This is a genomic window from Massilia antarctica (assembly GCF_015689335.1).
Classification (GTDB): Bacteria; Pseudomonadota; Gammaproteobacteria; order Burkholderiales; family Burkholderiaceae_D; genus Telluria_A; species Telluria_A antarctica.
On record NZ_CP065053.1, the window covers coordinates 3,973,208 to 3,994,472 of the forward strand.

Here is a 21,265-nt window from a genome sequence, read left to right on the forward strand (position 1 = left end):
GGCGCCAGACTGGCGAAACCAGTGTCAACACCGGGCGCAATATCCGGCGCACCTATGACGATGCCGGCCAGCTGACCGAGATCAACGACCTGGGCACGGGCGTATCGACCCGCTACACCTACGACCTGATGGGCCGCAAGGCTGGCGAGACCGTCAGCGGCGCCGTCGACGTCGAAGGACGGGCGCACAACCGCGCGCTCGACTACGCTTTCGATGCGATGGGGCGCATGACGCACTGGAAAGATGCCGTGACCGGCATGGAGGAAACCATCACCTACGACGGCATGGGCAACCAGGTCCGGGTGCAGGGCAGCGGCGGCGGCACCGCGATCGACCACGGCACCGTGTACGACGCGGCCGGCCGGGTCGAGCACCTGCTCAACGGTGGCGCGGTGGTGGGCACCTACACCTATGATCCTTCGGGCAATCGCAGCAGCTACCGCCAGGCCGACGGCTCAACCACGATCTACAGCTACGACGCCCAGAACCGGCCGATCCAGGCGTATACCCAAAAAGCACCGACAAGCTGGACCATCACCGATAACGACACCCGCTACTACGGCGGGCGCGACGGCGCCGGCAACACGGTCTACAAGAACGCCACGGTGCAGGATGCCCTGAAAGCCATCGCGCTGCGCAATTACGCGGACCTGACACGCTGGACCAAGATCGCCGCCGACAACGGCTTGACCGACTTCGGCGCCGATGCCCATGCCACCTTGTCGGGGCGCACCCTGGTGCTGACCCACGAGGAATCGATCGACTGGAAATACGATGCGGTGGGCAACAACACGGCCTATGAAGAACGCAGGAATGGCGCGATCTGGAACGGCACCGTCAAGACCTTCGACGACGCCTCGAACATGTTGACGAGCAGAACCGAGACGCGCCTCAAGATGGAATTCGACAACGGCTACCTGCCGTACACGTCGAGCGATGGCTTTCATGCGATGAGCGTGGTCGAGGCCATCAGCCGCGGCAGCAACACGGCGCCGTACGTCAAGCATGAATCGGAAAACCAGGACATCACCCAGCAGTTCAACGAGTCGGGCAAGCTTTCCCGTTCCACCCTGCGCACCTCGGGCGGCAAGGTCAACAAGACCTACAATTACCTGTACGACTACTTCGGCGATGGCCGCGAAAAGAGCATTCGTGCCTTCGGCGACGGCAAGGGCAATGCCAATTTCGTCTACAACGCCGACAACAAGCTGATCTCGATGAACCAGGGCAAGGGCGACGGCCTGGACCGCGACGAAATGTCGTACTACGTGTACGACAACGCCGACCACATCCTCTCCAAGCTGCACGACGATGGCCACTCGGCCGGACGCGACCGGATCGACTACATGTATGCCCAGGGTAACGCCGTGGCGGAAACGGGCACCAGCATCAAGGATGGCTCGTACACCGTCATGGACAGCAAGAACTACGCGCTGTTCCAGAACTTCGGCAAGGACTTCCCGAGCGGCGGCATGCAGTCGTACACCGTCAAGGGGGGCGAAAGCCTGCAGAACATCGCCGATTCGATGTATGGCAATGCCAGCCTGTGGTACCTGATTGCCGACGCCAATGGTTTGTCGGGCAATGAAACGCTGAAAGCGGGGCAGGTGCTGCGCGTGCCGTCGTCCAGCCAGTCCGGCACCATCGACTCGGCCGCGCACAAGGTGTACAGCGATAGCGAGATCATCGGCAGCAAGTTGCCGAACCTCAAATCCAATCCGCCGAAAAAGAGTGGCTGCAGCAGTTTCCTGCAGGTGCTGGTGATTATCGTCGCGATCGTGGCGTCGTGCGTGCTGGGGCCGCAGATGCTGTTGCTGGTCGAGGCCATCGGCGCGACGGGCGCGGTCGCAACAGTGGCGGCGGCGGCCCTGACGGGCGCTGCGGTCAGCGTGGTCACGCAGGTCGTCAGTATTGCTACTGGCCTGCAGGAAAGCTTCAGCTGGAAAGCGGTGGCGAAAGGGGCACTGGCTGGCGCCATCACGGCTGGCGTGGGTTCTCTGAGTTCTGGCATCAACACCGGTTCGGCGATTGTCAATGCCGGCATCCGCGGTGCCATTTCGAACGTGGTCACGCAGGGCGTCAGCATGGCCATGGGTGAGCAGAAGAAATTCAACTGGCGTTCGGTCGCATCGGCCGGCATTGGCGCGGCAGCAAGCCAGGCAGTGGGTGGCTTGTTGCAGGAAAACACCGACCTGAAGTCAAGCGACATGGCGTACAAGCAAATCACCAGTGCGGCCTCGGGTGTGGCAAGTCAGCTTGTATCGAATGGCAAGGTGGACTGGCGTTCGGTGGCGGTCAACGCCGCCATGATGCCGCTCGGCGAAATGGCGAACAGCATGGGGCCGGGCGTAGGACAGGCATTGGCGCAAGGGGCAGTCGGCGCTTTGACGGCCAGGTTGAAGAAACAGGATGCGTTGGCGGGCGGCATTGGTGCCATGATGGGCAATATCGTCGGTCAATTGGCACCGGCTGGGCTGGCAATGCTTCCCGGCAGCGACCCGTATGGTCCTGCTGGCGGCTTTAGTGAAGTTCCGGATCCGAGCAAAGTCGACAGCTTCGGAGCGTTCTTCCAGTCGTTTAACGACACCGATTACAAGCCGATGTTCACCGTTGCGGACACCATGGGCATGATGGTTGGTTCATTGGGGTCCAGTCTCGGCAAGGCTGTAGCCCATGCGTTTGGCCGCGATGAGGACGTCGCCGGCCAGGCCGGCTCGGGTGCCGCGACCGAGTCCTACAACAGCACTGTGAGGGCGGAACGCACCGAGAAAGTCAAAGCTCAGGAAGCTGCGTCGAAAGCGAAGCAACAGCAAGCAGCGGCAAGCCAGGCGAGCGGAGCGGCTAATCTTGAGAACCTGTTCGGCATGGGCAAGAATACCTTCCCCAATCTTAAGTTCGCAGGCTTGCTGCACGAAAGCGATCAGCTCGCGCTGGCAACGCCGCTGCTCGACGCGGCCTTGCCTGGCAATGGAGCTCCCACGGATAGCTCCGATGACTCACCAGTCAAATCAGACATCTCTGGGCCAACGCATCAGATGAAGCGGCGTGCGTCGGGCCCCTTGGGCACGGCGGAAAATCCGTTCGGTTTTGCGGCAACACAATATATAGCAGATCGCAGGTGGAACGAAACGCAGACGCTGAGCGTGGAGGGAGGACGCGTGCCGCTGAAGGTTAAGGATAACAAGGAGTACTTCGTCGGTGGCGCCTACGAAGTGAATGAAGAAACCGGGGAACGCACGCTCAACCCGAATGCGCCTATCGGTGCCCTTGATGAGCGGGGCCGTAGCATGGTCGACCGGCGCTTGTCGAACCTGAATGCCATGTCCGATCCAAATAGCGTCATCGACCGTATCGGCAACCTCTTCACCGGTAAGCTGGATCATGCGGCATCGACGCTGACGGTCGGCGAGATCGGCGAACGGAATGAACTCAATGCCATCTCACGCGGCTTTGCTGTGCAGGACTTGAACAGCGTGCTGGGGATTTCGTCAGGTAAAGCAGACCCGGACAACCGAACTAATTATCAGCCGGCTGGCGGAGCGGGGATTGCACCTAAATCGGTGAGTCACAGCGGCCTGTTAAGCCAGGACACGTTAAATACCTTCGTACGCCACGCTGCCGACGGTGTCAGGACTGTGTTGCAAACATCGCAAGATCTGCAAGACGTTACTAAGGCTACGGGCATTAAATTAGCCCAAAGTCTTTTCAACACCGGCGTTGCCGGCGTAAATAAATCTGGCGCAGAACTCGACTTCACCGAGGCCAACAAGGGAGTGACGGGCTATACAGATGCCTTACTGAATAAAAAAGGGGGGTACTTCAAGAATCAGATTGTCGGGGTAGCTGGGATGGCCGCCGGGGCGGTGAAGGCGGTTGGCAAACTCGGAGCTGATGCTGCTGAATTGTCATATTTGTTCGTATTCAGTAATGCCTACACCCGAATGGAACATGTCGGATTGGAGTCGTACGCGCCGCAGTTCGTCCAGAATGCCCATAACGATTTGGGCAAGATGGTGTACGGAATGGTGAATGCCGCAGAGGCAGGCAAGAATGCATTAAGTGAAGACTTCTCGGGGTCCATGTCACGCGTGGTGGGGGCGGGTATTAGGGCCGGGTCGAACTATATTGACGGAGTTAAGACCTCCTTTGCTGGTGGCACGGAAGGGTTTGAAGCCGCAGAGAAAACGGGTGAGAAGACCTTCGGTATCGTTACCACCGCCGCAGGTCTTCCAGGAGCCCTGCGTACGACCGCAGGAATGGCGCAAAAAGTAGGCAATTTCGTGCGGCGTGCGGACGAGGCATTAGGGTTGGCTACCGCCGGCGCGAAAGGCGCGGCCATCGCGGCCGAAGGCGCAGCCGCTGCATCCGAGGCTGGCAACTCGGCAATCCAGCTTGCTCGAAGAACGGAGCAAGCTGCCGAGGGCTTGGGCGAGACCGTCGGTGCTGGATCCAGGCAAGCAGGAAACGTAGCGAAGAATCATGCAGACGTCTTCGACAATGCGCGTGCTTCCGCTATGCATGACCAGCCTGCCGGTATGCCACGTGGCGCCAAGGCAGAGTTTGAAGCAGGCAGCGCTGGGAGAGCCGGTGGCAAGCTTGAGCCAGTGCGAGGCGGCGAACCTGGTAATCCAGTCAGGCCGCGCAACGCGGATGAGCTGGCCGGGCGTCCGCAAGCGCCGGAGTTCAACACGCCGCGTGAAATGCCGTCGGTACAGCGCACCCCTGTGATTAACGAACCTGGTGTTCCACGCGCTCCGGATCCGGTCCATCCAACGGCCAAGCCCGGTATGGAGAAGCCGAGCGGCCCGAACGCAGTCGAGCGTCGGCCGGCTCCGAGCAGAACATCGCCAACGGGCGAGTTGTCGACGCCGGCCACCGAGGGCGGCTGTTTTGTTGCAGGCACCTTGGTGTGGGCCGACGACGGCAGATTGCCAATTGAGCAAATACGAATTGGCGACATGGTGTGGTCGCGACCTGAACTGACTGGCGATCGTTCGTACAGAAGAGTTCTGGACACCTTCGTCTATACGGAAAAGCTTGTCTATCGTGTTGCGTATGAAAATTCTGACGGCGTTGTCGACACTGTAATTGCGACGCCAAATCACCCGTTCTTCGTGCTGGGGATCGGTTGGATAGCTGCGGAGAATTTGGAAGCTGGTACAATTCTGGAGTTGCACGACGGCGCCAACGCTACCGTCACTGACGTAGTTAATACTGGTGAGATCGCCACCGTCTATAACATCGAAGTCGATGGGTTCCACACGTATTATGTGGGGGACTTGGGGGTATGGGTACACAATGTCAATTGTAAAGTTAATGCAGAGGTTGAAGCAATCCGGAGGATCGCCGAGAAGGCTCGTGCTGCGTCACCCGCGGCAGAGAGGCGGAACGCGTATTTGCAAGCAAGATCTGGATCTTTAAATTCTGCGATTCCCGGGGTAAATCCATCTCTTGACATTAAGTTTGATCCCATGGGTGGGAAAGCGTTCAAGCAGCTGCAAACTGCGGCTGAAAAGAGTGAGTTTCTCAAGAATTATGCTTCCCAACTCAGGGGGCAGGAGGCCGCTATCAACAGCATGACCGTTGATCAATTCGATACTGCGCGACAGGCCTTTAGGGTAAATAATCGAAACCCAGCCGCTAAGGCCGCACAACAGAAATTCGGCGATAATTTCGAAGCAGAGGTACGAGAGGGAATCTTCAATAAGCTCTCGCGAAAAATCGATATTACGGCTCTAGGTGCTGAAACGAAATTAGCTGAAGCCCAGGCTACGGCTGCTTCGCGAGCGGCTGCGATTAAAAGTAGGCTAAACGCATTGCACGAACCAGACAATGTGGCGGGAGGATATGCATCGGCTCTTCCAACTAAAATGGGCAGTGCAAGTGTTAATCAATCAATCGGCGGATCGTGGAATGGAGGAAAATTAAGGAGTATTGATGCGTGGGCCACAACGGCTAAGGGCGCTGGGCTTGGACTTACTCAGATGGACGTCCGGTTGACAATTGATACGAGATGGTAGGAATATCATGAATTTGTTCTATGAAATGTTTCTCAAATCGATGGGCTGCGGGGTTCGATACGAAGAACTTCCGCCGGGATTTCTGGAAAAATACCGAGACATTCTGCCTAAAGGTCTATTAGATTTCTGGCAAGATGAGGGATGGTCATCTTATGCGGACGGCCTTCTTTGGACGATCAATCCTGAAGAATATTCGTGGCTGGTTGAGGAATGGGTTGACACCTCTCCGGAGGTGCCGCCGTTAACCTATTATGCGTTCGCCCGAAACGCTTATGGCGAGTTTTATTGTTTAAGTCCGAATGCAAGTTGCATCCTCACAATCTCTTGTCCGACAGGCCTACTTATCGCAAGCAAAAAGCTGAAAAAGAACCCTCGGAACGAATGCGAACAAGCGGTGCAATCATTTTTCGCAATGGGAAGTAAGAAACGATTTGACCTGTCCGACACTAATGGCACGCCTATGTTTCCTGCCGCATTAAAAAAATTGGGACCCGTGGGCGTAAACGAGGTGTACGGTTTCGTGCCGTTGATCACACTAGGTGGGGAAACGGAAGTCACGTATTTGGAAAAAGTCCGAATGGATGTTCACATAGATATTCTCAGGCAAACGATGAATCCGATTTTGCAACTATTGTGACAAAGCCGGTACCGACAGGCGTAGCCATTCCGCATCACCGATCAGCCGTTGCTACTGTTCGGCGCTCATCTGCCAGCATGCATCGTCCGCTTGGGGCGGGCGAACCGACCGCCGTAGAGGCACCGCAGGCGCCTTTACGCGCCAGTGCCATCCAGCAAACGAGCTTCAGGCGCGTGCGGCAGCAGTTTAAAGTGGACCCATCGGTCAAGACAATTTTTCAGCGAATTTAAGCTGTGCCCGTTTCCTTCACTACAGCTGGTCGGCGCTGCCCCATGATGCTATTTTCTGGCCGCTGGAGAGCTTGATCCTCCAGGGGCTGCCGTCGGCGCGGCGTGCTGCATTCCGCCGTTTCGGGTCTTGCCACTTCGTCACTGCCATATTTGTCGACGATCAGCGCACCGCCACCAACGCCACTCCGATAGGCGCAGGCCGGTGTCTCGTACCCAAGCGACTGGTGCGGCCGCCCGGCGTTGTAGAACGCGAAGTATTGTGCCAGCCCGACCCTCAGTTCAGCCATGTTGGCATAGCGGGGCGCCCAACGACCGCGCCAGCAGCTACACCACGACGACCGAAAAACTGGTCGACGGCGGCGTGCAGATGACCTACTCGGTCAATCCGGGCATCACCTTCTCGCTGATCACGGCCCAATATCCGAATGGCTACCCCGACTACAAAGGCGGCGGTTATGTTCGGCAGTCTGTAGAAATTAATATGGTTCCAAACCACACGACTGATTTTGTAAACGCCGACAAAAATGCGCCGTTAGGTCCGAAGCTTCCTGAAAATACTTGGCATCATAAGGAGGATGTAAGAACTATGGAAGAAATTAACAAGATCATTCATGCTAGGTTTACCCATAAAGGCGGTGTCTCTATAAAGAAAAGCGGGGGATAAATGTTTACTCCAAATGGAAGAATCAGTGAGGAAAATGTTGTTGATTTCGAGCGCGAAATTCAGTTTTGCGTTCCGGAGGACTATAAAAAATTTCTCGTAGATACTAACGGTGGTGTTCTTCAAAACGCAATGATTAGTCCAAGAAGGCCGGGGCAGTTGCTCATCGACTGTCTCTTTGGGCTTTGCGAACAGAGCGAATTTGACTTACGTTTCTGGCTCAATGAGTTCACGGGCGACCTGCCAGAGAAAAGCTTAATTATTGGTAGCGACGCAGGAGGAGGATTTCTTCTCTTGTGCACTGAAGAAGATTCGGCTGGGATATATTATTACGATCACTCATATTTATTTTCGACTTCGGCCGACGAAGAAAATACTTACCTTATCTACCCTTCATTCGCGGAATTGCATTCTGCTCTGATTAAATAAATGGGAAAATACGGCAAGTAGTATGTAAGTGTGGGGACTCGTGGGATCATGTACCCATAACGGCGCCAAGTCTGACGGGTAACGCTGCCAGGCCCGAAATGCGGACACTGCCTCGTCAGCATCGTGGGGGGCTTCTGCTTTGGTTCTATGACGTTTTCGGTGAAACTTGACGACCGCCACGGTATCGCCTAATTGAAACCGACCGCTTCAGGGCGGCCTGCAAGGGATTGAAGGGTAAATGAGCGAGTTTGGACATGCGCAGATAGGCGATAGCGATGAAATTGGCGGCGGTCCGGAAGCCCCGCGCTGCTCGCTTGGCTTGCTGAAGCATGCCATTCATCGCTTCGACATAGCCGTTGCTGCGGCCATCGAGCATGCCGCGCAGGGGCGAGGCGACGCGCTGACCTTGAACTACAACGTCGGCGCGGCCGGCATGATCTCCTACATCCTGTGGGATAGCGCGTCGCATGCCGATCCGGCAGCGTATGCCCATCAGACCGAGCAGAGCACCAATCTGGCCTCGAATACGGGCAAGACCGTCATCCCCCGTCCGGCCTACGGCAGCGCGGTATTTTACCGGGTCGTCACCCAGGACAGCGCCGGCAACCGCATCTACACCAGCGAGCAAAAGGTGGTCATGCCGGTGCGGGTCGACGATATCCAGGTATATCGTCCTGATCCGGCCTCGATGCGGGTGCGGGTCAAGTTCGACGGCGGCGTGGTCGCGCCCGACCTGCTGTACGGCACGCGCGGCAATGCGAATACCGTGTTGCAGATGAGCTTATCCGGCGATGGCTATTACGAAGCCACCCTGCCGCTGCAAGGCGACAGCAACAACATCGGCTTCAAGCTGCAATGGACAGGCACCGATGGCGCCACGTTTGCCAGCGCCGAAAAACCCTTCCAGGCGCCCAACGACCGGGTCAGCAGCTACACCACGACCACCGAAAAGCTGGTCGACGGCGGCGTGCAGCTGAACTATTCGGTCAATCCGGGCATCAAGTACTCGCTGATCACGGCGCAGTGGCGTGTCGCCGGCAGCGGTGCGGCATTCGCCGTGACCGGGGCGGCCGACGGCGTGGTGACCCTGGGCGGCGACACGCCCCTGGTGGCTGGCACCAGTTACGAGGTGCTCGTCAAGGGCGTCTCCGCCACCGGCGTCGAAACCCTGATCGACCATGTCATCGTGACCCCGGCCGGCATTGCCGACAAATCGGTCAGTTTCAGCGCCACCAGCTGGGCTCCTCCACCGATCGGCAACAACGAAGTCGTCGTGGCCAGCGGCCAGCCGGTCAAGACCGAGCGTTTCGAGGGCCGCATCATCGCCCACATGGGCAGCAACCCCTACACCACGGTGGGCCTGTATTACTCGAACAAGGTGGCCGAGGCCCACAGCGTATCGACCTCGCCGGCCGTCTGGCAGGAATGGGAACCGAAGCCGGTCTGGCACAGCGACCTGAACGGCGGCCACTATGTGGACGAAGGCAAGTGGGTCCAGAAGGGCCACGACATCACCTATAACGCCACCTTGACCGGTGCCGAGATTGCCCGCGCGGCCTACGGCCTGCACCTGTCGTGGCGCGACAGCAGCAATGGCGACGGCTTGACGTTCACCAACGATGTGATGATGAACGACCTGGGCGGCGGCAACTACCGCTTCAAGGCGGAGCACGTTCCCCTGTCCGTCACCAGCCATGACTACAAGATCTGGTACATGGACAACGAAGGCCGTGAAGTGATTGTCGAGTGGAATCGCGCGGCGACCAACGCCGCCAGCACCGACAGCGGCTATTCCGACCTAGTGCTGGCGCACGAGCAAGGCGCTTCCGTCAGTGGCAACGTGTTCGCCAACGGGACCTACATCGGACAAATGTCCAGTGCCGACATGATCACCGGCATGGTGCTGCAATCGACCGACACTGGCCTGGCGGGCGCCAGGCTTGACGCCGGACCGGTCGCGGCAGGACATGCGATCGAAACGACCTACAACGCGCTCAACGCCAAGACCGGCAGCACCGAAGCCGATGGCGTCTGGCGCGAATACCGGGTCGACGCCCGCGGCAACGCGGTGCAGACGGTGACCCTGGGTGTCAAGGGCGGCGCCCACGGCAGCAGCGCCTACGCGCAGTACGACCTGAGGGGCAACAAGGTCGCCCAGTTCGATACCGCCTTCGTGCCGGCCGGCGAGGGCGCGCTGCGCCATCCGGTCACCCGCTACGACTACGATTACCTCGGTCATGTGATCGCGCAAACCGACGCGTATGGCTATGTCACGACCAGCGTCTTCGATGCCGCCGGCAACAAGATCAGCGCCACCGATGCTGCAGGCCACGTCAAGACCTACGGCTACGATGCGCTCGGCCACAACGTGCAGGTGTCGGACCAGATGACGCCGGCCTCGGTGTACACCAGCTACACTCGCTACGACAAGGCGGGCAATGCGGTCGAACAGACCGACGCGACCGGGCGCTCGACCTATTACGGGCGCGACGGCTTCGGCCGCCTTACCAGCGTTCAGGTCGGCACGCTCGATCCGTCTCATCCGGAGTTGCATCAGCCGACCGTTCTGACCTACGATGGGCAGAACCATGTGCTGCGCCAGGGTAACGTCGAGTTCACATACGATTCGCGCGGCAACCGCATCTCCGAACACGATGCCGGCAACGACAACGCGCACCGTCGCACCATGGCTTACGACAAGATGGGTCGCGTGATCAGCGTGACCACCTATTCGGGGTGGGCCACCGGCACCACCGCGTACCGCGCGTACGACGTGTTCGGCAACCTGGTGTCGACCACCGATGCCGGCGGCAAGACCGACCAGAGCGTGTTCGGCGACTTCGGCCGCTTGATGCGTTCGATCGATGCGGACGGCAACGCCGTCGTGTTCAGCTACGACGAGTTGGGGCGCCAGACTGGCGAAACCAGTGTCAACACCGGGCGCAATATCCGGCGCACCTATGACGATGCCGGCCAGCTGACCGAGATCAACGACCTGGGCACGGGCGTGTCGACCCGCTACACCTACGACCTGATGGGCCGCAAGGCTGGCGAAACCGTCAGCGGCGCCGTCGACGTCGAAGGACGGGCGCACAACCGCGCGCTCGACTATGCCTTCGATGCGATGGGACGCATGACGCACTGGAAAGATGCCGTGACCGGCATGGAGGAAACCATCACCTACGACGGCATGGGCAACCAGGTCCGGGTGCAGGGCAGCGGCGGCGGCACCGCGATCGACCACGGCACCGTGTACGACGCGGCCGGCCGGGTCGAGCACTTGCTCAACGGTGGCGCGGTGGTGGGCACCTACACCTATGATCCTTCGGGCAATCGCAGCAGCTACCGCCAAGCCAACGGTTCGACCACGATCTACAGCTACGACGCCCAGAACCGGCCGATCCAGGCGTATACCCAAGAAGCGCCGACAAGCTGGACCATCACCGACGACGACACCCGCTACTACGGCGGTCACGACGGCGCCGGCAACATCGTCTACAAGAACGCCACGGTGCAGGATGCCCTCAAGGCCATCGCGCTGCGCAATTACGCGGACTTGACGCGCTGGACCAAGATCGCCGCCGATAACGGCTTGACCGATTTCGGCGCCGATGCCTATGCCACCTTGTCGGGCCGCACCCTGGTGCTGACCAACGAGAGATCGATCGACTGGAAATACGATGCGGTGGGCAACAACACAGCCTATGAAGAACGCAAGAATGGCGCGATCTGGAACGGCACCGTCAAGACGTTCGACGACGCGTCGAACATGTTGACGAGCAGGACCGAGACGCGCCTCAAGATGGAATTCGACAACGGCTACATGCCGTACACGTCGAGCGATGGCTTTCATGCGATGAGCGTGGTCGAGGCCATCAGCCGCGGCAGCAACACGGCGCCGTACGTCAAGCATGAATCGGAAAACCAGGACATCACCCAGGAGTTCAATGGTTCGGGCAAGCTTTCCCGTTCCACCCTGCGCACCTCGGGCGGCAAGGTCAACAAGACCTACAATTACCTGTACGACTACTTCGGCGATGGCCGCGAAAAGAGCATCCGTGCCTTCGGCGACGGCAAGGGCAATGCCAACTTCGTCTACAACGCCGACAACAAGCTGATCTCGATGAACCAGGGCAAGGGCGACGGCCTGGACCGCGACGAAATGTCGTACTACGTGTACGACAACGCCGACCACATCCTCTCCAAGCTGCACGACGATGGCCACTCGGCCGGACGCGACCGGATCGACTACATGTATGCCCAAGGTAACGCCGTGGCGGAAACGGGCACCAGCATCAAGGATGGCTCCTACACCGTCATGGACAGCAAGAACTACGCGCTGTTCCAGAACTTCGACAAGGAGTTCCCGAGCGGCGGCATGCAGTCGTACACCGTCAAGGGTGGCGAAAGCCTGCAGAACATTGCCGATTCGATGTACGGCAATGCCAGCCTGTGGTACCTGATTGCCGACGCCAACGGTTTGTCGGGCAATGAAACGCTGAAAGCGGGCCAGGTGCTGCGCGTGCCGTCGTCGAGCCAGTCCGGCACCATCGACTCGGCCGCGCACAAGGTGTACAGCGATAGCGAGATTATCGGCAGCAAGTTGCCGAACCTCAAATCCAATCCGCCGAAAAAGAGTGGCTGCAGCAGTTTCCTGCAGGTGCTGGTGATTATTGTCGCGATCGTGGCGTCGTGCATACTGGGGCCGCAGATGCTGTTGCTCGCCAATGCCGCGCTCGGCGCTGGCGCGGTCGCGACGGTTGCTGCGGCGGCCCTGACGGGCGCCGCGGTCAGCGTGGTCACGCAGGTCGTGAGCATTGCCACTGGTCTGCAAGAGAGCTTCAGCTGGAAAGCGGTGGCGAAAGGGGCGCTGGCAGGGGCCCTCACGGCCGGCATTGCCGGGGGAGGTGCTGTCGCCGGTGAAAGTATTGGTACCACCATGCTCAATGGCGCACTCCAGAACATCGCGACCCAAGGCGTAAACATGATCACCGGCGAGCAGAAGAAATTCAGCTGGAAATCGGTTGCCGCCGCCGGGCTCACGGCCGGCGTGACCAAGGGTTTGGGCGACATGCTCAATACCCCAGGTGTGGAGGCAAGCGACTTTTCAAAATTTGCCACCAGCACTGCGGGAACGATTACCCAGCAGTTGGTGATGAACGGCAAAGTCGACTGGCGTTCGATGGGCGTCAATCTCGTCATGACGCAGGTCGGTTCTGCAATCGGAGGCATCACAGGCACTACTGGCGTGCCGGGAGCGCTAGGCCAAGGGCTTATCGGAGCGATCGGAGCCAGGTTGAACAAGCAAGATGCCTGGGCTGGCGCGATCGGCGGGGTGGTGGGCAGCGCCGTTGGTCAACTCGTTCCACGGGCGTTGGACGCGTTCGGAATAAACCCAAGAGGGCTGACGGATGCTTACAAGGACGAGCCGGAGCTGAACGAGAGCCCCTACGTGTGGGGACTCGTGGGATCATGTACCCATCCGTAGCTGGCCGCTCTTCAAAGCCAGGCACGTTTTGCGTACACTGCTCATCAACGATACCCGACTGCCGATTTCATGACCCAAGCCCTGCACAGCCAAGCTCGTACCACCCATCTGATACGCGAGGAAATTCGAACCTCCACGCTGTCCCAGGCCGAGCTTGCCCGGCTCTACAATGTCTCGCGCCAGACGATTCGCAAGTGGCAGGATCGCGACAGTCCTGTCGACCGCTCGCATTGTCCGCTCACGCTGAACACGACGCTCACGCCGACGCAAGAACTCATCGTCGTGGAGCTGCGCACGACGCTCTTGCTGCCCACTGACGACCTGCTGGCGGTCACCCGTGAGTTCATCAATCCGGCAGTCTCCAGAGCCGGTCTGGGGCGCTGCCTGCGTCGCCACGGCGTGTCGGATCTGCGTGACCTCGTCGCTCTGCAGGAGCCGGAAAAGCCGGTCGAAAAAAAGTCCTTCAAGGACTACGAGCCGGGCTTTTTACACATAGATATCAAGTACTTGCCGCAGATGCCGGACGAAACAGCGCGTCGCTATTTGTTCGTTGCCATCGACCGTGCAACGCGCTGGGTCTACATGGACATCTACGCCGATCAGACCGACAGCAGCAGTGTCGATTTCCTGGCGAAGGTGACGGCAGCCTGTCCGGTCAAGATCGTCAAGCTGCTCACCGATAACGGCAGTCAATTTACAGACCGTTTTACTAGTAAGAAAAAAGACGCCGAGGGCAACCGGATACCCAGTGGCAAGCATGTGTTCGACATCCTTTGCAAGCAGCTCAAGATTGAGCACCGGCTCATTCCGCCACGCCACCCGCAAACCAACGGCATGGTGGAGCGCTTCAATGGCCGCATCAGTGAGATCGTTAATCAAACCCGGTTTGGTTGCGCAGCCGAGCTCGAAGCAACGCTGCGCAATTACGCCAAAATTTACAACCACAACATTCCTCAGCGCGCGTTAAACCATCAAACGCCGGTTCAGGCACTCAAGAAATGGCATGAAGAAAAGCCGGATCTGTTCTTAAAACGCGTATATAACCAAGCGGGTCTTGACACCTACGCGGCTTACATGGAAACCAGTTCACCATCTGAACCTACTGTGGAAGCAAAAATAACAGGCTTGCTCGCTGGCGCCCTCAGCGGGGCAGTCGCACGATGGATGCATCGGGACGAGAACGTCGCCAGCCAGACTGCGAAGAGTGTGGGATCGTCGACATACGATGGAATTATCGCTGCGAGACGCGCCTCGTCGGCAACAAATGTGGCGCCAATGCTTAACCGTGGTGGGAACAGCACGTCGGGTCCATCGTCGTACCAAGTGGGCAGTGCGGAGTACAACCAGGCGGTACGCAATGGCGAGATGGAGCCGTCGACGGGGAGCCTTTTCCCGATGGATGCGAACGGCACCGAGCCGGGACTGAGCTACCTCGAAAAACTGCGTGCGGCTCCTCCACGCGAACCAATCTCGCTCCTGCCTGATGTAGGCTCGTACACACTTCCTGTTAGCGATACGTTTGGACACAATATCGCCGATCCGATGTGGGGGCAGAGAATCGAGGCTGGTCAGCAAGGTTCTGGAATGCAACCGGCTACGGTAGACGGAGCGACCGATCCTGTCTTGCTAGAACGCTGGCGTTCCGGATATGCGCACTTCGCGTCGGCGGAACTATCTAGAATGGAAGATAATGCGGACCTCGAGCTGTCACAACGTTTGGCTAGGGCGCAATTCAATATTGGCGGAGAACCCCCGGTTGGCCGCAGAGAACCCCCGGTTGGCCGTGGAGAATCCCCGGTTGGCCGCGGAGAAGCGGCCCATGCGCCTGGCTTTACCAAAACAGATGGGACGGCGTTAGAAACAGGTGACGCTTGGACGCCTGTCGGGCCCGTGGGTGTGACTACGGTCCCCGTCGGTACACAAATGGCGGGCGGCGATATCCATATGGTGTTTGATCGCGCGGGGCGAGGTGGCTACGAAATCCCAGACGACGCTGGAGTTCGCTCCATATTTGGAGGTGGAGGCGCGAGCAAGTACACTTACCAGGACGCCTTAGCCGCCGCGCCGGACCACTCGCAGACTCGACTCGATCTGTTGAAATTCGGCGCTGAAACTTGGGGCGTTGGTGGCCGGGAATATGCCGAGCAAGGCATGGCAATGTATCCCGACGACCCGCAATATCGTGATTTTCTCAATCGCGCTAATGGCTTGCGCGATTCGATGAAAAGCGTTGCCATAACGTCCGCGATCGGCACAGCCGGACTGTTAACAGGAGGGTATGCATTTAGTCTTGCTGAGGCTGGTGGAATTTCGACCGCAGGCTCGTATTACGTCAGTGGCGTTGTCGGTGACCTTACCGTACAAGGCTTAAATTTGGCATCGGGGCAGCAGAAGAGTTTTAGCGCTGAACAATTGGCACTGTCGAGCGCATTCAGCGTCGCTGCGCCATACGTAATGGAAGCCGCGGGGAGTTTCGGAGCAAGAATACGTCCTGACAAGGCGTTTGATCCCATTGAAATCCGGACTGTCGCTAACGCTGACAGTGGCGCAAGTAGCATGCGAGCAAGCTATGGACCAGTGACGGTGGGGCCAAGTTCTACACAATATTCAATCGACGTTGTTGGGGCAAATAGTCCAGCGGACGCGGCAGCGGCAGCGGCAAATAGCCCAGCGGCAGCGGCTGGGGAAAATAGCTTAACGAATAAGATTGGATTTCATCCAGATTCCTGGGCCGCGGTTAATGGACAGGTCAACGCGCCGTCTGTGATGCGCGCACTACGGCAAAGCGGGACAACTGAAGGTGCAGCGGTAGCGAAATTGCTTAAGCGCGGTGACTTGAAATTAGAGTTATCTGATGAAATGCCAACCATCCCGCAAGGTGGATTGATGCCAATGGGAGGCGATACTATGGTAATTTTCAAGTACTACTCAGGTTCCCCCGCGCAAACGGCTGGCTTAGTTGCCCACGAGGGGGAACATTTCTTGCAAAAAATGACGCCTGAACAATATGCAAATGGTCCGCTAGCGCTGGAAAAAGAGTTGGCTGCGTATAGCGTTCAACGTTGGGTTGATAAATCTTTTTTCTTGCGAACAGATCAGGAAGCCATTGAATATCTCGTAAAAAGCCCACTTTATCCTCAAATTAATCAGGCGGCGGCTGATAAGTTCATGCAAGCTGGTATGAAATATTCTAAACACTTAAAATAATGACGAATCTCATAAAATGTGCACTGTGTGGCGGCGCGACCAGCATGGTTTCTGAGGCGGGCGCAATCCATTTATATAAATGCCACTCTTGTGGGAATGAGTTTCCTGTGAGGGTGCATTTTGTAGATAAACCAATTCCCTTGGGGATAAAAGTCTTTAAAGCGGTTGTTACTGCTACGGATAGCAAAGCGGCACGGAAAGCACAGATCCAAGTAAGAAAGGTTTTTGGAGGAATGGCCAACTTCTACCCTGCAGATTTGGATCGCCAGATTTTGCAGGGCGAAAGTGTCTGGGATTTGGGATTTTATTCTGCTGATGAAGTTGCCAAGCTTGAGCAGAGTGCTGCCAATATCGGCCTGGAAGTGCAGTTTGTGCCGAGTTGAAATTGATTTCCGGTGCGCCAGGTTGGCTACTACTGGATACGGCGCTTGACCAAGCCGGAGGCGATGCCTGCACTGCTGCCGGTGCGGGTTGCATCGGCGTTCCCGGCGGCGGTTGCGATCAGCTTGCGTAACGAGCACTGTTGGACCTTAAGCTTGCCGACAGATGTGCCGGCAAGCTGGCTGGCTGAATTGATACGTGCGCTGTGATGCACCTGTCGGCCGAGGCGATCTGGCTGGCGACGGCGGCGGATATGCGCACGTCGCCGTACACGTTTGAAGCTCGTTTGCTGGGATGGAGCCGGGGTCTGGATGTGCCTGCGCCGTCTGCATCGCGGCCAGCTCGTCTGGCCCGAGGCTGACGATGCATGCTGGCAGATGAGCGCCGAGCAATGGCGGTGGCTGGTAACCGGTGTGGACTGGCAGCGCCTGTGTGCATCAGCGCCGACGCAGTGGCAGTTGTGAGGATGTAGGCTGTTGCGCTTGTAAACGTGGGGTATGCCATGTAAATACATGACATGAACCCGCTAGACGCACTCGCCGGACGGCAGCGGTACGCGCCAGCTGTTCGACGCGGCGGGCAATACCATCTTGACCTTCTCGGGCGAAATGAGCAGTACCGTCGCGGCCGCCACCGGCATGAAGGCGACCATCGGCGAGGCGCTGACCCTGAACTACAACGTCGGCGCGGCCGGCATGATCTCTTACATCCTGTGGGATACCGCGTCGCATGCCGATCCGGCTGCGTATGCCCATCAGACCGAGCAGAGCACCAATCTGGCCTCGAATACGGGCAAGACCGTCATCCCCCGTCCGGCCTACGGCAGCGCGGTATTTTACCGGGTCGTCACCCAGGACAGCGCCGGCAACCGCATCTACACCAGCGAGCAAAAGGTGGTCATGCCGGTTCGGGTCGACGATATTCAGGTCTATCGCCCGGATCCGGCCTCGATGCGGGTGCGGGTCAAGTTCGACGGCGGCGTGGTCGCGCCCGACCTGCTGTACGGCACGCGCGGCAATGCGAATACCGTGTTGCAGATGAGCTTATCCGGCGATGGCTACTACGAAGCCACCCTGCCGCTGCAAGGCGACAGCAACAACATCGGCTTCAAGCTGCAATGGACAGGCACTGATGGCGCCACGTTTGTCAGCGCCGAAAAACCCTTCCAGGCGCCCAACGACCGCGTCAGCAGCTACACCACGACGACCGAAAAGCTGGTCGACGGCGGCGTGCAGCTGAACTATTCGGTCAATCCGGGCATCAAGTACTCGCTGATCACGGCGCAGTGGCGTGTCGCCGGCAGCGGTGCGGCATTTGCCGTGACCGGTGCGGCCGACGGCGTGCTGACCCTGGGCGGCGACACGCCCACCAGTTACGAGGTCGTCATCAAGACCGTCTCCGCCACCGGCGTCGAAACCCTGATCGACCATGTCATCGTGACCCCGACCGGCATTGCCGACAAATCGGTCAGTTTCAGCGCCACCAGCTGGACCCCGCCACCGATCGGCAACACTGAAGTCGTCGTGGCCAGCGGCCAGCCGGTCAAGACCGAGCGTTTCGAGGGCCGCATCATCGCCCACATGGGCAGCAACCCCTACACCACGGTGGGACTGTATTACTCGAACAAGGTGGCCGAGGCCCACAGCGTTTCGACCTCGCCGGCCGTATGGCAGGAATGGGAACCCAAGCCGGTCTGGCATAGCGACCTGAACGGCGGCCATTATGTGGACGAAGGCAAGTGGGTCCAGAAGGGCCACGACATCACCTATAACGCCACCTTGACCGGTGCCGAGATTGCCCGCGCGGCCTACGGCCTGCACCTGTCGTGGCGCGACAGCAGCAATGGCGACGGCTTGACGTTCACCAACGATGCAATGATGACCGACCTGGGCGGCGGCAACTACCGCTTCAAGGCGGAGCACGTTCCCCTGTCCGTCACCAGCCATGACTACAAGATCTGGTACATGGACAACGAAGGCCGTGAAGTGATTGTCGAGTGGAATCGCGCGGCGACCAACGCCGCCAGCACCGACAGCGGCTATTCCGACCTGGTGCTGGCGCACGAGCAAGGCGCTTCCGTCAGCGGCAACGTGTTCGCCAACGGGACCTACATCGGACAAATGTCCAGTGCCGACATGATCACCGGCATGGTGCTGCAATCGACCGACACGGGCCTGGCGGGCGCCAGGCTGGACGCCGGACCGGTCGCGGCAGGGCATGCGATCGAAACCACCTACAACGCGCTCAACGCCAAGACCGGCAGCACCGAAGCCGATGGCGTCTGGCGCGAATACCGGGTCGACGCCCGCGGCAACGCGGTGCAGACGGTGACCCTGGGTGTCAAGGGCGGCGCCCACGGCAGCAGCGCCTACGCGCAGTACGACCTGAAGGGCAACAAGGTCGCCCAGTTCGATACCGCCTTCGTGCCGGCCGGCGAGGGCGCGCTGCGCCATCCGGTCACGCGCTACGACTACGATTACCTCGGTCATGTGATCGCGCAAACCGATGCGCTTGGCTATGTCACGACCAGCGTCTTCGATGCCGCCGGCAACAAGATCAGCGCCACCGATGCGGCAGGCCACGTCAAGACGTATGGCTACGATGCGCTCGGCCACAACGTGCAGGTGTCGGACCAGATGACGCCGGCCTCGGTGTACACCAGCTACACCCGCTACGACAAGGCGGGCAATCCGGTCGAACAGACCGACGCGACCGGTCGCTCGACCTATTACGGCCGCGACGGCTTCGGTCGTCTCACCAGCGTCCAGGTCGGCACGCTCGATCCGTCTCATCCCGAGCTGCATCAGCCGACCGTGCTGACCTACGATGGGCAGAACCATGTGCTGCGCCAGGGTAACGTCGAGTTCACGTATGACTCGCGCGGCAACCGCATCTCCGAACACGATGCCGGCAACGACAACGCGCACCGTCGCACCATGGCCTACGACAAGATGGGCCGCGTAGTCAGCGTGACCGCCTATTCGGGGTGGGCCACCGGCACCACCGCGTACCGCGCGTACGACGTGTTCGGCAACCTGGTGTCGACCACCGATGCCGGCGGCAAGACCGACCAGAGCGTGTTCGGCGACTTCGGCCGCTTGATGCGTTCGATCGATGCGGACGGCAACGCCGTCGTGTTCAGCTACGACGAGTTGGGGCGCCAGACTGGCGAAACCAGTGTCAACACCGGGCGCAATATCCGGCGCACCTATGACGATGCCGGCCAGCTGACCGAGATCAACGACCTGGGCACGGGCGTGTCGACCCGCTACACCTACGACCTGATGGGCCGCAAGGCTGGCGAAACCGTCAGCGGCGCCGTCGACGTCGAAGGACGGGCGCACAACCGCGCGCTCGACTATGCCTTCGATGCGATGGGACGCATGACGCACTGGAAAGATGCCGTGACCGGCATGGAAGAAACCATCACCTACGATGGCATGGGCAACCAGGTCCGGGTGCAGGGCAGCGGGGGCGGCACCTCGATCGACCACGGCACCGTGTATGACGCGGCCGGCCGGGTCGAGCACCTGCTCAACGGTGGCGCGGTGGTGGGCACCTACACCTACGATCCTTCGGGCAATCGCAGCAGCTACCGCCAGGCCAACGGTTCGACCACGATCTACAGCTACGACGCCCAGAACCGGCCGATCCAGGCGTATACCCAAAAAGCGCCGACAAGCTGGACCATTACCGACAACGACACCCGCTACTACGGCGGGCGCGACGGCGCCGGCAACACTGTCTACAAGAACGCCACGGTGCAGGATGCCCTGAAAGCCATCGCGCTGCGCAATTATGCAGACCTGACACGCTGGACCAAGATCGCCGCCGACAACGGCTTGACCGACTTCGGTGCCGATGCCCATGCCACCTTGTCGGGACGCACCCTGGTGCTGACCCACGAGGAATCGATCGACTGAAAATACGATGCGGTGGGCAACAACACGGCCTATGAAGAACGCAGGAATGGCGCGATCTGGAACGGCACCGTCAAGACGTTCGACGACGCCTCGAACATGTTGACGAGCAGGACCGAGACGCGCCTCAAGATGGAGTTTGACAACGGCTACATGCCGTACACGTCGAGCGATGGCTTTCATGCGATGAGCGTGGTCGAGGCCATCAGCCGCGGCAGCAACACGGCGCCGTACGTCAAGCATGAATCGGAAAACCAGGACATCACCCTAATGCCGTTAAGTTAAGCCCTTG

General features: G+C 59.2%; 10 protein-coding genes and 3 pseudogenes (1 of these 13 only partly in view). 11 read left to right on the plus strand and 2 right to left on the minus strand.

Translation table 11 applies throughout. From position 1 onward, the window contains the following. Positions 1 to 6,020 carry the end of a polymorphic toxin type 15 domain-containing protein gene (locus tag IV454_RS17810; RefSeq protein ID WP_206087174.1) on the plus strand. The gene continues 23,137 nt to the left of window position 1, outside the view, so only the last 6,020 of its 29,157 coding nucleotides appear in the window; the start codon falls outside the window, past its left edge; the stop codon is at positions 6,018 to 6,020. Positions 6,021 to 6,027: 7 nt separating this feature from the next. Beyond that, positions 6,028 to 6,657: a GAD-like domain-containing protein gene (locus IV454_RS17815; protein ID WP_206087175.1), complete on the plus strand. Its 630-nt coding sequence runs from the start codon at positions 6,028 to 6,030 to the stop codon at positions 6,655 to 6,657. Between the two features lie 373 nt (positions 6,658 to 7,030). On the opposite strand, the pseudogene IV454_RS17820 reads toward IV454_RS17815, so the two are convergent. After that, a pseudogene (locus IV454_RS17820) lies at positions 7,031 to 7,183 on the minus strand (integrase core domain-containing protein); the annotation flags it as partial. Between the two features lie 71 nt (positions 7,184 to 7,254). Between IV454_RS17820 and IV454_RS17825 the strand changes: the two are divergent. Both IV454_RS17825 and IV454_RS17830 read left to right on the plus strand, forming a co-directional pair. Next, the gene (locus IV454_RS17825) at positions 7,255 to 7,551 is read left to right on the plus strand and encodes an HNH endonuclease (RefSeq protein WP_206087176.1); all 297 of its coding nucleotides are present in this window, start codon (positions 7,255 to 7,257) and stop codon (positions 7,549 to 7,551) included. Next, on the plus strand, positions 7,552 to 7,977 hold the full coding sequence (locus tag IV454_RS17830) for an SMI1/KNR4 family protein (RefSeq protein WP_206087177.1): 426 nt from the start codon (positions 7,552 to 7,554) through the stop codon (positions 7,975 to 7,977). A 145-nt stretch (positions 7,978 to 8,122) separates the two neighbouring features. Here IV454_RS17830 and IV454_RS17835 read toward each other — a convergent pair. Continuing rightward, positions 8,123 to 8,380 (minus strand): annotated as a pseudogene (locus tag IV454_RS17835) (transposase); the annotation flags it as partial. A gap of 1,983 nt (positions 8,381 to 10,363) precedes the next feature. Here IV454_RS17835 and IV454_RS33710 point away from each other — a divergent pair. From IV454_RS33710 to IV454_RS17870, 7 genes and pseudogenes are all read left to right on the plus strand, one after another. After that, entirely contained in the window at positions 10,364 to 13,465 is a 3,102-nt protein-coding gene (locus tag IV454_RS33710; protein ID WP_229522336.1) for a LysM peptidoglycan-binding domain-containing protein, read from the plus strand. Positions 13,466 to 13,534: 69 nt separating this feature from the next. Next, a pseudogene (locus IV454_RS17845) lies at positions 13,535 to 14,524 on the plus strand (IS481 family transposase); the annotation flags it as partial. A gap of 2,147 nt (positions 14,525 to 16,671) precedes the next feature. Continuing rightward, complete coding sequence (locus IV454_RS17850) at positions 16,672 to 17,055, plus strand: hypothetical protein (protein WP_206087179.1); 384 nt, start codon at positions 16,672 to 16,674, stop codon at positions 17,053 to 17,055. Positions 17,056 to 17,100: 45 nt separating this feature from the next. Beyond that, entirely contained in the window at positions 17,101 to 17,262 is a 162-nt protein-coding gene (locus tag IV454_RS17855; protein WP_206087180.1) for a hypothetical protein, read from the plus strand. 42 nt (positions 17,263 to 17,304) lie between these two features. After that, complete coding sequence (tnpB, locus tag IV454_RS33530) at positions 17,305 to 17,517, plus strand: IS66 family insertion sequence element accessory protein TnpB (RefSeq protein WP_370663792.1); 213 nt, start codon at positions 17,305 to 17,307, stop codon at positions 17,515 to 17,517. A 144-nt stretch (positions 17,518 to 17,661) separates the two neighbouring features. Continuing rightward, positions 17,662 to 20,976 carry an RHS repeat domain-containing protein gene (locus IV454_RS17865; protein WP_206087182.1) on the plus strand — a complete coding sequence of 1,105 codons (3,315 nt, stop codon included), beginning with the start codon at positions 17,662 to 17,664 and terminating at the stop codon, positions 20,974 to 20,976. A 12-nt stretch (positions 20,977 to 20,988) separates the two neighbouring features. Then, entirely contained in the window at positions 20,989 to 21,258 is a 270-nt protein-coding gene (locus IV454_RS17870; protein ID WP_206087183.1) for a hypothetical protein, read from the plus strand. Positions 21,259 to 21,265 lie beyond the last annotated feature (7 nt).

Excerpts from the sequence above, each read along its gene's own strand:
- IV454_RS17815 (WP_206087175.1), top strand. The coding sequence starts at position 6,028 with ATGAATTTGTTCTATGAAATGTTTCTCAAATCGATGGGCTGCGGGGTT.
- IV454_RS17825 (WP_206087176.1), top strand. The coding sequence starts at position 7,255 with ATGACCTACTCGGTCAATCCGGGCATCACCTTCTCGCTGATCACGGCC.
- IV454_RS17830 (WP_206087177.1), top strand. The coding sequence starts at position 7,552 with ATGTTTACTCCAAATGGAAGAATCAGTGAGGAAAATGTTGTTGATTTC.
- IV454_RS33710 (WP_229522336.1), top strand. The coding sequence starts at position 10,364 with ATGACGCCGGCCTCGGTGTACACCAGCTACACTCGCTACGACAAGGCG.
- IV454_RS17850 (WP_206087179.1), top strand. The coding sequence starts at position 16,672 with ATGACGAATCTCATAAAATGTGCACTGTGTGGCGGCGCGACCAGCATG.
- IV454_RS17865 (WP_206087182.1), top strand. The coding sequence starts at position 17,662 with ATGAGCAGTACCGTCGCGGCCGCCACCGGCATGAAGGCGACCATCGGC.